Source organism: Kitasatospora sp. NPDC127067, from assembly GCF_042724755.1.
GTDB lineage: Bacteria > Actinomycetota > Actinomycetes > Streptomycetales > Streptomycetaceae > Kitasatospora > Kitasatospora lactacystinica.
In genome coordinates, this window is the sequence record NZ_JBHXEM010000004.1 from 29,252 (window position 1) to 42,593 (window position 13,342).

At 69.9% G+C, this 13,342-nt stretch carries 15 protein-coding genes; 1 reads left to right on the forward strand and 14 read right to left on the reverse strand.

What is annotated here, in order from left to right:
- Positions 1-10 precede the first annotated feature (10 nt).
- On the reverse strand, positions 11-1,867 hold the full coding sequence (gene glmS, locus ACFWJ4_RS02725) for a glutamine--fructose-6-phosphate transaminase (isomerizing) (protein WP_359897500.1): 1,857 nt from the start codon (positions 1,865-1,867) through the stop codon (positions 11-13).
- A 99-nt stretch (positions 1,868-1,966) separates the two neighbouring features.
- Between glmS and coaA the strand changes: the two genes are divergently transcribed.
- Entirely contained in the window at positions 1,967-2,962 is a 996-nt protein-coding gene (gene coaA / locus ACFWJ4_RS02730; protein WP_359897501.1) for a type I pantothenate kinase, read from the forward strand.
- 66 nt (positions 2,963-3,028) lie between these two features.
- Here the strand turns inward: coaA and glmM are convergent, their stop codons facing one another.
- The 13 genes from glmM to map all read right to left on the reverse strand — a co-directional run bounded on the left by glmM (position 3,029) and on the right by map (position 13,247).
- A complete protein-coding gene (glmM, locus tag ACFWJ4_RS02735; protein WP_359897502.1) occupies positions 3,029-4,393 on the reverse strand; it encodes a phosphoglucosamine mutase in 1,365 nt (454 codons plus the stop codon).
- Between the two features lie 165 nt (positions 4,394-4,558).
- Positions 4,559-5,068, reverse strand: coding sequence for a 30S ribosomal protein S9 (gene rpsI / locus ACFWJ4_RS02740; protein WP_350503556.1), 510 nt, complete (start codon positions 5,066-5,068; stop codon positions 4,559-4,561).
- 45 nt (positions 5,069-5,113) lie between these two features.
- Positions 5,114-5,557: a 50S ribosomal protein L13 gene (rplM, locus tag ACFWJ4_RS02745; RefSeq protein ID WP_030055846.1), complete on the reverse strand. Its 444-nt coding sequence runs from the start codon at positions 5,555-5,557 to the stop codon at positions 5,114-5,116.
- Positions 5,558-5,798: 241 nt separating this feature from the next.
- On the reverse strand, positions 5,799-7,457 hold the full coding sequence (locus tag ACFWJ4_RS02750) for an ATP-binding cassette domain-containing protein (RefSeq protein WP_359897503.1): 1,659 nt from the start codon (positions 7,455-7,457) through the stop codon (positions 5,799-5,801).
- A gap of 41 nt (positions 7,458-7,498) precedes the next feature.
- Positions 7,499-8,410 carry a tRNA pseudouridine(38-40) synthase TruA gene (truA, locus tag ACFWJ4_RS02755; RefSeq protein ID WP_380538522.1) on the reverse strand — a complete coding sequence of 304 codons (912 nt, stop codon included), beginning with the start codon at positions 8,408-8,410 and terminating at the stop codon, positions 7,499-7,501.
- An 82-nt stretch (positions 8,411-8,492) separates the two neighbouring features.
- Positions 8,493-8,972 carry a 50S ribosomal protein L17 gene (gene rplQ, locus ACFWJ4_RS02760; protein WP_359897505.1) on the reverse strand — a complete coding sequence of 160 codons (480 nt, stop codon included), beginning with the start codon at positions 8,970-8,972 and terminating at the stop codon, positions 8,493-8,495.
- A 127-nt stretch (positions 8,973-9,099) separates the two neighbouring features.
- A complete protein-coding gene (locus ACFWJ4_RS02765) occupies positions 9,100-10,122 on the reverse strand; it encodes a DNA-directed RNA polymerase subunit alpha (protein ID WP_049649049.1) in 1,023 nt (340 codons plus the stop codon).
- Between the two features lie 129 nt (positions 10,123-10,251).
- Positions 10,252-10,659, reverse strand: coding sequence for a 30S ribosomal protein S11 (rpsK, locus tag ACFWJ4_RS02770; RefSeq protein ID WP_030232513.1), 408 nt, complete (start codon positions 10,657-10,659; stop codon positions 10,252-10,254).
- Positions 10,660-10,731: 72 nt separating this feature from the next.
- A complete protein-coding gene (gene rpsM / locus ACFWJ4_RS02775) occupies positions 10,732-11,112 on the reverse strand; it encodes a 30S ribosomal protein S13 (RefSeq protein ID WP_350511311.1) in 381 nt (126 codons plus the stop codon).
- 176 nt (positions 11,113-11,288) lie between these two features.
- Positions 11,289-11,402: a 50S ribosomal protein L36 gene (rpmJ, locus tag ACFWJ4_RS02780; RefSeq protein ID WP_003956441.1), complete on the reverse strand. Its 114-nt coding sequence runs from the start codon at positions 11,400-11,402 to the stop codon at positions 11,289-11,291.
- Positions 11,403-11,434: 32 nt separating this feature from the next.
- Entirely contained in the window at positions 11,435-11,656 is a 222-nt protein-coding gene (gene infA / locus ACFWJ4_RS02785; RefSeq protein ID WP_003956442.1) for a translation initiation factor IF-1, read from the reverse strand.
- A gap of 194 nt (positions 11,657-11,850) precedes the next feature.
- A complete protein-coding gene (gene mscL, locus ACFWJ4_RS02790; protein WP_359897506.1) occupies positions 11,851-12,276 on the reverse strand; it encodes a large conductance mechanosensitive channel protein MscL in 426 nt (141 codons plus the stop codon).
- 131 nt (positions 12,277-12,407) lie between these two features.
- On the reverse strand, positions 12,408-13,247 hold the full coding sequence (gene map, locus ACFWJ4_RS02795; RefSeq protein ID WP_380538524.1) for a type I methionyl aminopeptidase: 840 nt from the start codon (positions 13,245-13,247) through the stop codon (positions 12,408-12,410).
- Positions 13,248-13,342 lie beyond the last annotated feature (95 nt).

Genomic DNA, 13,342 nt, shown 5'->3' on the forward strand with positions numbered 1-13,342 from the left:
CGCCGAGCGACTACTCGACGGTGACCGACTTCGCCAGGTTGCGCGGCTGGTCGACCTCGTGGCCCTTGGCCGTGGCCAGCTCGCAGGCGAAGACCTGGAGCGGGACGGTGGCGACCAGCGGCTGGAGCAGCACCGGGGTGGCCGGGATGCGGATCAGGTGGTCCGCGTACGGGACGACGGCCTCGTCGCCCTCCTCGGCGATCACGATCGTGCGGGCGCCGCGGGCCCGGATCTCCTGGATGTTGGAGACGATCTTGTCGTGCAGGATCGAGCGCCCGCGCGGCGAGGGCACGACCACCACGACCGGCAGCCCCTCCTCGATCAGCGCGATCGGGCCGTGCTTGAGCTCGCCCGCCGCGAAGCCCTCGGCGTGCATGTACGCCAGCTCCTTGAGCTTGAGCGCGCCCTCCAGGGCCACCGGGAAGCCGACGTGGCGGCCGAGGAACAGCACCGAGCGGGCGTCGGCCAGCGAGCGGGCCAGCTCGCGCACCGGCTCCATGGTCTCCAGGACCTGCTCGACCTGCTTCGGCGCGTCGCCGAGCTCCTTGATGACGGCGAAGATCTCGTCGCCCCACTTGGTGCCGCGCACCTGGCCCAGGTACAGGGCGACCAGGTAGCAGGCGACCAGCTGGGTCAGGAACGCCTTGGTCGAGGCGACCGCGACCTCCGGGCCGGCGTGGGTGTACAGCACCGCGTCCGACTCGCGCGGGATGGTGGAGCCGTTGGTGTTGCAGATCGCCAGCACCTTGGCGCCCTGCTCGCGGGCGTGCCGCAGGGCCATCAGGGTGTCCATGGTCTCGCCGGACTGCGAGATGGCGATGACCAGCGTGCCCGGGCCCATGATCGGGTCGCGGTAGCGGAACTCGGAGGCGACCTCGACCTCGCAGGGGATGCGGGTCCAGTGCTCGATCGCGTACTTGGCGATCATGCCGGCGTGGAAGGCCGTGCCGCAGGCCACGATGACGACCTTGTCGACCGAGCGCAGGTCGGCGTCGGAGATCCGCAGCTCGTCCAGGGTCAGCCGGCCGTCGGTGCCGATCCGGCCGAGGAGGGTGTCGGCGACCGCCTTCGGCTGCTCGGCGATCTCCTTGAGCATGAAGTAGTCGTAGCCGCCCTTCTCGGCGGCCGAGGCGTCCCAGTCGACGTGGTACTCGCGCACGTCGGCCGGGGTGCCGTCGAAGTTGGTGACGGTCACGCCCTCCCGGCGCAGCTCGACCACCTGGTCCTGGCCCAGCTCGATCGCCTCGCGGGTGTGGGCGATGAAGGCGGCGACGTCCGAGGCGAGGAAGTTCTCGCCCTCGCCGCGGCCGACCACCAGCGGCGAGTTGCGGCGGGCACCGACGACCACGTCCGGCGCGTCCGCGTGCACGGCGACCAGGGTGAAGGCACCCTCCAGCTGACGGCAGACCACCCGCATGGCCTCGGCGAGGTCACCCGCGTAGGCCTCGCCCAGCAGGTGGGCGACGACCTCGGTGTCGGTCTCGGACCGGAGGGTGTGGCCGCGCTCGGCGATCTCGGCGCGCAGCTGCGCGAAGTTCTCGATGATGCCGTTGTGCACCACGGCCACCCGCTGGTGGTCGTCCAGGTGGGGGTGGGCGTTGGCGTCCGTCGGGCCGCCGTGGGTGGCCCAGCGGGTGTGGCCGATGCCGGTGGTGCCGCCGGGCAGAGGGGTCTCGGCGAGCGACTTCTCCAGATTGGCGAGCTTGCCCGCCCGCTTGTCGGTGGCCAGGCTCCACTGCCCCTCGGAGTCCTGGACCTGCACCGCGACACCGGCCGAGTCGTAGCCCCGGTACTCCAGTCGCTGCAAGCCTGCGATTACTACGTCGAGGGCGGACTGAGCGCCCACGTATCCAACAATTCCGCACATGCGTGCCAGCATAAGGGCGGTTCTGTGGCCGTTTCCCCCTCGCGCGCGAACGCTGCGTGACCGACACCACAGCCACCGTGAACGCCGCTACGGCTCACAATGGAGCATGTGCTGACCGAACTCTGTACGCGGGGCGCCGCCACGCCCGGCCCGTCGCCGTCCCCCTACGTCGACCTCAGCCGGGCCGAGTGGAGCGCGCTGCGCGAGCGTACGCCACTGCCGCTGACCGCCGAGGAGGTGGAACGGCTGCGCGGCCTCGGCACCGCCCTCGACCTGGACGAGGTCCGCGACGTCTACCTGCCGCTGTCCCGCCTGCTGAACCTGTACATCCATGCCACGCACGAGCTGCGCGGCACGCTGGGCACCTTCCTGGACACCCCGGACACCGAACGCACCCGCACCCCGTTCATCATCGGCGTGGCCGGCTCCGTGGCGGTCGGCAAGTCCACCACCGCCCGCCTGCTCCAGGCGCTGCTCGCCCGCTGGCCCGAGCACCCCCGGGTCGAGCTGGTCACCACCGACGGCTTCCTGCTCCCCAACGCCGAGCTGCGCCGGCGCGGCCTGATGGCCCGCAAGGGCTTCCCGGAGTCGTACGACCGCCGGGCGCTGATGCGCTTCGTCGCGGACGTGAAGGCGGGCAAGGAGCGGGTCAGCGCGCCGGTCTACTCGCACCTGGTGTACGACATCGTGCAGGGCGAGCGGCTGACCGTGGAGCGCCCGGACATCCTGATCGTCGAGGGCCTGAACGTGCTCCAGCCGGCCCTGCCCGGCTCCGACGGCCGCACCCGCCTCGCGGTGGCCGACTACTTCGACTTCTCGATCTACGTCGACGCCCGGACCGACGACATCGAGCACTGGTACCTGGACCGCTTCCGCAAGCTGCGGCAGACCGCCTTCCAGGACCCGAACTCCTACTTCCGCCGCTTCACCGAGGTGCCGGAGGAGGAGGCGATGGAGTATGGCCGGCAGGTCTGGCGCACCATCAACAAGCCCAACCTGCTGGAGAACGTGCTGCCGACCCGCGGCCGCGCCACCCTGATCCTCCAGAAGGGCTCGGACCACAAGGTCCGCCGGGCGCTGCTGCGCAAACTCTGAGCGCCCGCCGGGCACGACACGAAGGGCCCCCGCGTCGCGCGGGGGCCCTTCGCCGTCTCCGGGGGCTCAGCCCAGGTGGGTGCGCACCGCGTCGGCCAGCCGCTGCCCGACCGCCTCGGCCTGCGCCGGGTCGGCGGCCTCGACCATCACCCGGACCAGCGGCTCGGTGCCCGACGGGCGCAGCAGGACCCGGCCGGTGGAACCCAGCTCGGCCTCGGCCGCGGCGACCGCGGCGGTCAGCTCGGTGCTGGTCCGCACCCGGGACTTGTCGACGCCCTTGACGTTGATCAGCACCTGCGGCAGCCGGGTCATCACGGCGGCCAGGTCGGCCAGCGGCTGCTTGGTGGCGGCCAGCCGGGCACCCAGCATCAGGCCGGTCAGGGTGCCGTCGCCGGTGGTGGCGTGGTCCAGCAGGATCACGTGGCCGGACTGCTCGCCGCCCAGCGCGAAGCCGTGCTCCTTCATCGCCTCCAGCACGTAGCGGTCGCCGACGGCGGTCTCCACCAGCTCGATGCCCTCGCGCTCCATCGCCAGCTTGAAGCCGAGGTTGGACATCACGGTGGCCACCGCGGTGTTGCGGCGCAGGGTGCCGGCCTCCTTCATGGCGACCGCGAGGATGGCGATGATCTGGTCGCCGTCCACCTCGGCGCCCTCGGCGTCGGCGGCCAGGCAGCGGTCGGCGTCGCCGTCCAGGGCGATGCCCAGGTCGGCCTTGTGCTCCTTCATCGCGACCCGCAGCCGGTCCAGGTGGGTGGAGCCGACGCCGTCGTTGATGTTGAGGCCGGTGGGCTCGGCCCCCAGGGTGTGGACCACCTCGGCACCGGCCCGGGCGAAGGCCTCGGGGGCGACGTAGGCGGCCGCGCCGTGGGCGCCGTCGATGACGACCTTGATGCCGTCCAGGCGGTTGGGCAGCACGCCGATCAGGTGGGCGACGTACTTGTCGAAGCCCTCGGTGTACTCGCGCACCCGGCCGACGGCCGCGCCGGTCGGACGGTTCCAGTCCTCGTCGCCGAGCGTGTGCTTGCGGTAGTGGGACTCGATCGCGTCCTCGATCCGGTCGTCCAGCTTGTGGCCGCCGCGGGCGAGGAACTTGATGCCGTTGTCCGGCATGGCGTTGTGGCTGGCGGACAGCATCACGCCGAAGTCGGCGCCGAGCGCGCCGGTGAGGTACGCCACGGCCGGGGTGGGCAGGACGCCGACCCGCAGGACGTCGACGCCGGCGCTCGCCAGACCGGCGATGACGGCGGCCTCCAGGAACTCGCCCGAGGCGCGCGGGTCACGGCCGACCACCGCGACCGGCCGGTGGCCGTCGAAGGCGCCGGCCTCGCCGAGCACATGGGCCGCCGCGACCGACAGACCGAGCGCCAGCTCCGCCGTCAGGCCCTCGTTGGCCACCCCGCGCACGCCGTCCGTACCGAAGAGTCGTCCCACTGTCCCGTCCTCCATCACCACTGCTCGGAACCCAACCGAAGATCCCGGCCGCCGCACAGTAGCCGGGGAACACGTCGCCCCGGAGTACTCGAGGTACTCCGGGGCGACGGTTTCGCACAACCAGGGGGTGCGCCGCCAGGGCGGAGCGCACCCCCGGGGAGGCGATTAGCGCTTGCTGTACTGCGGCGCCTTGCGGGCCTTCTTCAGACCGGCCTTCTTGCGCTCGACGGCACGGGCGTCACGCATCAGGAAGCCGGCCTTCTTCAGGGCGGCGCGGTTGTTGTCCACGTCGGCCTCGTTCAGGGCACGGGCGACGCCGAGGCGCAGCGCGTAGGCCTGGCCGGACACGCCACCACCGCTGATGCGGGCGACGACGTCGTAACGGCCGTCCAGCTCAAGGAGCTTGAAGGGCTCGTTCACGGTCTGCTGGTGCACCTTGTTCGGGAAGTAACCCTCGAGGGTGCGACCGTTGATCTTCCACTGGCCGGTGCCGGGGACGATGCGCACGCGGGCAATCGCCTCCTTGCGACGGCCGAGGCCGGCGCCCGGGGTGGCCTCGCCGAAGCGGCCGGCCAGGGACTCGGAGGTGTAGCTCTCCTCGGAGGTGTACTCGCCCTCGACGGCCTCAACGGCCTCGTCGAAGTCGACCTCAAGGGTTTCAGTGGTCTCGGCCACGATGTTCCTCAGCTCTTTTCAGTGTTGGGGGGCTTGGTGGCCGAATTACTGCGCGACCTGGGTGATCTCGAACGGCACCGGCTGCTGGGCAGCGTGCGGGTGCTGGTCGCCCGAGTAGACCTTCAGCTTGGAGAGCATCTGGCGGCCCAGGCTGTTCTTGGGGATCATGCCCTTGATGGCCTTCTCGACGGCCTTCTCCGGGTTGTTCGCCAGCAGGTCGTCGTAGCGCACCGAGCGCAGACCGCCCGGGAAGCCCGAGTGGCGGTAGGCCAGCTTCTGGGTCTTCTTGTTACCGGACAGGTGCACCTTGTCGGCGTTGATGATGATGACGAAGTCACCAGTGTCAACGTGCGGCGCGTAGATCGCCTTGTGCTTGCCCCGGAGGAGGTTGGCGGCCTGGGAGGCCAGGCGGCCGAGCACGACGTCGGTCGCGTCGATGACGTGCCACTGACGCTGGACGTCGCCGGGCTTGGGGCTGTACGTACGCACGGTCGTAGCCTTCGCTTTTCAGTGAGTGAGTCCTGACAGGAGCACCCGGACGGCAGAGCAGCCTGGCCAACCTTGGACGCAATTCAAGGGGGACCGCTGGTCGACGACCTGATGTCTCCGGCGTACCGACCTCTCACGTGAGATAGAGCGAGCCAATACGCACATCAAGCGTCCAGGTTACCGGCCCGACCCTGAGGGGTCAAAAATCGGCTGGCCCCCTCCCGGCCGGGCCGGTCGCGACTCAGCGTTCGCGCTCCACCCGGGTCACGTCCCAGACCGGCTCCGACGACTCGTACACCCGGCCGTCCGCCCCGAACACCAGGAAGCGGTCGAAGGTCCTGGCGAACCAGCGGTCGTGGGTGACGCACAGCACGGTGCCCTCGAAGGCCTCCAGGCCGGTCTGCAGGGCCTCGGCGCTCTCCAGGTCCAGGTTGTCGGTCGGCTCGTCGAGCAACAGGGCCGTCACGCCGGAGAGTTCGAGCTTGAGGATCATCAGCCGGGCCTGCTGCCCGCCGGACAGCGACTCGAACTTCTGCTCCTCCTGGCGGTCCAGCTCGTAGCGGCGCAGCGCCCCCATCGCGGCGCCGCGGCTGAGCGCGTGCTCCTCCTCGACGATCGACCGCACGGTGCGGCCGAACAGCTCCGGGTGAGCGTGGGTCTGCCGGAAGTGGCCGGGTACGACCCGGGCGCCGAGCTTCCAGTCCCCGGTGTGCCCGACCGTCGTGTCGCCGGCCAGCAGCCGCAGCAGGTGCGACTTGCCGGCGCCGTTGGCGCCCAGCACCGCGACCCGCTCGCCGTAGAAGACCTCCAGGTCGAAGGGCTGCATCAGGCCGGTGAGCTCCAGCTGCTCCAGGGTGAAGGCGCGCATGCCGGTGCGCCCGCCCTTGAGCCGCATGGTGATGCTCTGCTCGCGCGGGGGCTCCTCCGGGCGGCCGGCCTCCTCGAACTTCTTCAGCCGGGTCTGGGCGGCGGCGTAGCGGGTGGCGAGCGCGTGGCTGACCGAGGCCGCCTGGCGCAGGGTGACGACCAGCTTCTTGAGCTTGGCGTGCTCCTCGTCCCAGCGCCGGCCCAGCTCCTCGAAGCGCGCGAAGCGGTCCTTGCGGGCCTCGTGGAAGCTGTCGAAGCCGCCGCCGTGCACCCAGACGCTGCTGCCGGCGGCGCCGGACTCGACGGCGATGATCTTGTCCGCGGTCTTCGAGAGCAGCTCGCGGTCGTGCGAGATGTACAGCACGGTCTTCGAGGTGGTCTTGATGGCCTCCTCCAGCCAGCGCTTGCCCGGGACGTCCAGGTAGTTGTCCGGCTCGTCGAGCAGCAGCACCTCCTCCGGGCCGCGCAGCAGCGCCTCCAGGACGAGCCGCTTCTGCTCGCCGCCGGAGAGGGTGTTCAGGCCCCGCCACTGGGCCTTGTCGAACGGCACCCCGAGGGCCGCCGTGGTGCAGACGTCCCAGTCCGTCTCGTAGTCGTAGCCGCCGACGTCGGCCCAGTCGGAGAGCGCCTGGGCGTAGGCCATCTGCGTCTTCTCGTCGTCCTGGGCGATCATCGCCAGCTCGGCGGCGTCCACCGCGCGGGCGGCCTTGGCGATCCGCTCGGGGGCGACCGACACCAGCAGGTCGCGCACCGAGGCGTCGGCCGGCAGCGCGCCCGGGGTGGACGACTGGTCCTCGCGGCCGGTGGTGCCGACGAACTGGCGCATCACGCCGAGCCCGCCGCTGATCGTCACCGAGCCGCCGTGCGGCTGGATGTCCCCCGCGATCATGCGCAGCAGGGTGGTCTTGCCTGCACCGTTGGCACCGACCAGGGCGACCGCGGCGCCCTCTCCGACCCGGAAGGACGCGTCGTCGAACAACACGCGCCCGTCCGGCAGGTAGTACTCCAGGTGCGAAATCTCGACGTGTCCCATGGGAGCGATTCTCCCAAGCGGACGCGCCGGGCCAAAACGGATTACCCGACGGCCGGCTGCCCGGGCAGGGTCCGCATCCGCCGGGCCGCCCGGTTGCGCTCGGCCAGCTGGTCGTCCGGCGGGTAGCCGACCTCCTCCAGCGTGAGCCCGTACGGCCGGATCACGTTGACGGCGGAGTTGCGCACCCCGCCCGCCAGCACCTCGCCGGGGAACTCCACCGGCCGGTGCCCGTCGCCGACCAGCAGCATCGCGCCGACCAGTGCCCGGACCATGTTGTGGCAGAAGGCGTCGGCCCGGACGGTGGCGACCGCGAGCGAGCCCTCCTGGGCCGCGTAGGAGTCCACCGGGACGCGGTCCCAGTGCAGCTCCAGCAGGGTGCGGATGGTGGTGGCGCCCTCGCGCTTCTTGCAGTACGCGGCGAAGTCGTGCTCGCCGAGCAGCAGCTTCGCCGCCTCGTTCATCCGGTCGACGTCCAGCGGGCGGTCGTGCCAGAGCACGTGGCCGCGCAGCAGCGGGTCCACCCCGCCGGGGTGGTCGGCGACCCGGTACGCGTACCGGCGCCAGACCGCCGAGAAGCGGGCGTCGAACCCGGCCGGCGCCTCGCCGACCCGGTAGATCCGGACGTCCCCGGGCAGCCGGCCCGCCAGCCGGCGCAGCAGCTTCTCCCGGTGCGCCTCCCACAGCTCGGCGGGCAGGTCGACGTGGGCGACCTGGCCGCGGGCGTGCACCCCGGCGTCGGTGCGGCCGGCCACCGTCAGCGGGAACAGTTCGGGGCTGCGGGTGACGATCTGCAGCGCGGTCTCGATCTCCTCCTGGACCGTCCGCCGGCCGCCCTTCTGGCGGGCCCAGCCGGAGAACTCGGCGCCCTGGTAGGCGAGGTCGAGCCGGACCCGGACGTACCCGTCGGCCGGGCCGTCCTTCACCGGCGGCTGCTCGGCGCAATCGTTGACCACTGCTTCTCACATCTCCCGGGGATGAGGAACGGGCCCGCTCCCCCAGAGCTGGGGAAACGGGCCCGCGGAACACCTAGAGGCGTCAGGCCTGCTCGGCGGCCTCGGCCTCGTCGGCCTTGGTCTCGACGGCAGCGGCCTCGTCGGCCTCCTTGACGGCGCGCTTGGTGGCGGCCTCGGCCTCGCCGACGGCGGTCTGCGCGACGGTCAGCGCCTCGACCAGCTCGATCACGGCCATCGGGGCGTTGTCGCCACGACGGGGACCGATCTTGGTGATGCGGGTGTAGCCACCCGGGCGGTTCTCGTAGCGCGGCGCGATCTCGGTGAAGAGGGTGTGCAGCACCGAGATGTCGGTGATGGTCTTGCGCACCAGGCGACGGTTGTGGATGTCGCCCTTCTTCGCCTTGGTGATCAGCTTCTCCGCCAGCGGGCGCATCCGACGGGCCTTGGCCTCGGTCGTGGTGATGCGGCCGTACTGGAACAGCTCCCGGCACAGACCGGCGAGCAGCAGCGGCTCGTGGTGCGGGCCGCCGCCGAGGCGGGCACCCTTGGTGGGACGCGGCATGGATTTCTCCTTGGATCTCCGACTACGGCCGTATCAGGTACCGCAGCGGGCGTACGGGCACTGTTGCCCGTACGACTTTCGCGACGACGGGGGCGGCTCCGTGGAACCGCCCCCGCGGCCAATTCTCTTAGTACTGCTCGGTCTCGGCGAAGTGCGAGTCGTCGAGGTCGTCGGCGCCGAAGGCGTCGGCGGCAGCGGTCGGGTCGAACCCGGGCGGGCTGTCCTTGAGGGCCAGGCCCATGCCGGCCAGCTTCGCCTTGACCTCGTCGATCGACTTCGCACCAAAGTTGCGGATGTCGAGCAGGTCGGCCTCGGAGCGGGCCACGAGCTCACCCACGGTGTGGATGCCCTCGCGCTTGAGGCAGTTGTAGGAGCGGACGGTGAGCTCCAGCTCCTCGATCGGCAGCGCCAGGTCGGCGGCCAGGGCGGCGTCCGTCGGGGACGGGCCCATGTCGATGCCCTCGGCGTCGATGTTCAGCTCGCGGGCGAGACCGAACAGCTCGACCAGGGTCTTGCCGGCCGAGGCCATGGCGTCGCGCGGACGCATGGCGGGCTTGGTCTCGACGTCGACGATCAGCTTGTCGAAGTCGGTCCGCTGCTCGACACGGGTGGCCTCGACCTTGTAGGTGACCTTCAGCACCGGGCTGTAGATCGAGTCGACCGGGATGCGGCCGATCTCCTGGCCGGAGGCCTTGTTCTGGACGGCGGAGACGTAGCCGCGACCGCGCTCGACGGTCAGCTCCATCTCCAGCTTGCCCTTGCCGTTCAGCGTGGCGAGGACCAGCTCGGGGTTGTGCACCTCGACACCCGCCGGCGGGGCGATGTCGGCGGCGGTGACGACACCCGGGCCCTGCTTGCGCAGGTACATCACGACCGGCTCGTCGTGCTCCGAGGAGACGACCAGCTGCTTGATGTTGAGGATGAGGTCGGTCACGTCCTCCTTGACGCCCGGCACGGTGGTGAACTCGTGCAGGACGCCGTCGATGCGGATGCTGGTGACAGCGGCACCCGGGATCGACGACAGGAGCGTGCGGCGCAGGGAGTTGCCGAGGGTGTAGCCGAAGCCCGGCTCCAGCGGCTCGATCACGAACCGGGAGCGGAACTCGTCGACGACCTCTTCGGTCAGCGAGGGACGCTGAGCGATAAGCATGGGGGAAATCCTCCGGTTGTCTTCGGCACCCACTATTTGATGCCGACAGGACCAAGCGTACGGGCTCCCGTGGAGAACGGGAGCCCGTACGAGGTTTAAAACATCACCTGCGTGCCCGAAGGCGCTGCGTCAGACGCGGCGGCGCTTCGGCGGACGGCAGCCGTTGTGCGGGGTGGGGGTGACGTCCTGGATCGAGCCGACCTCCAGGCCGGTGGCCTGGAGCGAACGGATCGCGGTCTCGCGGCCGGAGCCCGGACCCTTCACGAAGACGTCAACCTTGCGCATGCCGTGCTCCTGCGCGCGACGGGCAGCGGCCTCGGCGGCCATCTGCGCGGCGAACGGGGTGGACTTGCGCGAGCCCTTGAAGCCGACGTGGCCGGCGGAGGCCCAGGAGATCACGTTGCCCGCGGGGTCGGTGATCGAAACGATGGTGTTGTTGAACGTGCTCTTGATGTGCGCGTGGCCGTGAGCGACGTTCTTCTTTTCCTTGCGGCGGATCTTCTTCGCGCCGGCAGCCTGACGACCCTTGGGGGGCATAAGTCTGTTCTCCTACTGAGGTGGTCGGTCCGCTGACCCGCGGGCCGGAGGGATGTCCGGTTACGGGACGGACTACTTCTTGCCCGGCTTCTTCTTACCGGCGATCGCGCGACGCGGGCCCTTGCGGGTACGCGCGTTGGTGTGGGTGCGCTGGCCGCGGACCGGCAGGCCACGGCGGTGACGCAGACCCTCGTAGCAGCCGATCTCGACCTTGCGGCGGATGTCGGCGGCCACCTCACGGCGGAGGTCACCCTCGACCGTGTAGTTGGCGTCGATGTACTGACCCAGCTTGACCAGGTCGTCCTCGGTGATGTCGCGGACGCGGACGTCCGGGTTCACACCGGTCTCGGCCAGGGTCTGCTGGGCGCGGGTACGGCCGATGCCGTACACGTAGGTGAGGGCGATCTCGATCCGCTTCTCACGGGGGAGATCAACGCCGGCGAGGCGTGCCATTCAAGGCTCCTGTGCTTTTTCAGAGGTCTTGCGTGCTACCTACTCCGACACCTCACGGTGAGGGAGCCCCGGCCTCTGACCGGGGGTGGCAGTCCGTTCCGGACGGAACGGATCGGGCAGCCCGCTTATGACGTTTTCGCGTCGCGCGAAGTACTACGAGAAATGCTGGGGAGAGATCAGCCCTGGCGCTGCTTGTGGCGCAGGTTGTCGCAGATCACCATGACCCGGCCGTGACGGCGGATCACCTTGCACTTGTCGCAGATCTTCTTGACGCTCGGCTTGACCTTCATGTTCAGGTTCTCCGGGTCTAGATCTGACGTTCTTACTTGTAGCGGTAGACGATCCGCCCGCGCGTGAGGTCGTAGGGGCTGAGCTCCACGACGACCCGGTCGTCCGGCAGGATGCGGATGTAGTGCATGCGCATCTTGCCACTGATGTGCGCGAGGACCTTGTGACCGTTCTGCAGCTCGACCTTGAACATCGCGTTCGGCAGAGACTCGATCACGGTGCCCTCGATCTCAATGGCGCCTTGCTTCTTAGCCATGAACTGCGAGATCCACCTTCCGGGACCGGCTACCGTATGCGGAACGCTCGTGCGAACCTGGGTTCACCCCTCCCCCGGGGGGAAGAGGGCGCGCTGAAGCACGCTACGAGTGAGCCGACGGTCCATCCTACGCCAGCGCGTCCGGCGGACCAAAACGGGGGCCCCGGAAAGCGGTCACCGTCACACCCGTCGCGTCAGGCCTTGGCGACGACCACCAGCGGCTCGACGTGGGCGGTGCAGGCCGAGCAGCGGCGGGCGGCCTCGGGGATCTCGGTCAGGCACTCGGGGCAGGGACGCTTCGGCGTCTTCGGCTTCTTCGGCATGTAGCGCGCGGTCGCCTTGGTGATCGGCAGCACCACGCAGAAGTACAGCACCGCGGCGGTCATGAAGAACGCGATCAGCACGTTGAGGAACTGCCCGTACGGGAAGGTCACCCCCGCGATGTGCGCCTTGTACGAGCTGAAGTCGCCGGCCGCACCGACCACCACGCCCACCAGCGGGGTGAGGAAGGCGGACACGAAGCCGGTCACCACCGCGGTGAACGCGGCACCGATGACCACACCGACCGCCATGTCGACGACGTTGCCGCGCATCATGAAGTCGCGGAATCCCTTGAGCACTTACTCTCTCCTGCTCGCTCGTGAGCCACTACAGACCCTGCCAGCCGATAAAAATAGGACAAAAGCCCTGGAGGTCCAAACCTCCAGGGCTCTGATCCCTTGTCAGCAGCGGCAGTTGGGCGCCGTGGCGACTACGCGAGGGGGTCCGGAGCTGCGGTGATGCCCAGCTTGGCCAGCTCCGCCTTGCCGCCGTCGAAGGCGGTCAGCACCAGCGGGCCCTGCTCGGTGACGGCCACCGAGTGCTCCCAGTGCGAGGCCCAGGTGCCGTCGTTGGTGACGACCGTCCACTCGTCGTCCAGCACGGTGGTGTGCGGGGTGCCGAGCGAGACCATCGGCTCGATCGCCAGCACGGTGCCGGGGACCAGCTTCGGGCCCTTGCCGCGGCCGCGCTCGACGTAGTTCAGCACGTGCGGCTCCATGTGCATCGCGGTGCCGATGCCGTGGCCGCCGTAGCCCTCGGTGATGCCCCACTTGCCCTTCGGCGGCAGCGGCTGGCGACGGATGAAGCCCTCGATCGCCTTGGAGACGTCCACCAGGCGGTTGTTCTTCTTCATCTGGGCGATGCCGGCCCACATCGAGCCCTCGGTGACCCGGCTCAGCATCTCGACCTCCGGGCTGACCTCGCCGACCGCCACCGTGATGGCCGAGTCACCGTGCCAGCCGTCCAGGATGGCGCCGCAGTCGATCGAGATGACGTCACCCTCCTGGAGCACCCGCTCGCCGGGGATGCCGTGCACGACCTCGTTGTTCACCGAGGCGCAGATCACGCCCGGGAACCAGAGCCCGCCGTGGTGGGCCCGGAAGTTCGAGGTGGCACCGTGGCCGGTGATGACCTTGTCCGCGACGTCGTTGAGCTCCTGGGTGGTCACCCCGGGGACGACCGCCTCGCGACAGGCCTTCAGGGCCTCGGCGACGACCAGCCCGGCCGCTCGCATCTTCGCGATCTGCTCGGGGGTCTTGATCTCCACCATCTGGTCACGCCTTCCAAGTCCGGATTACCACTGCTACCACCGTACGACGCCGAAACGGCCGGGCCACCCGCGAGGGGCGGGCGACCCGGCCGTAC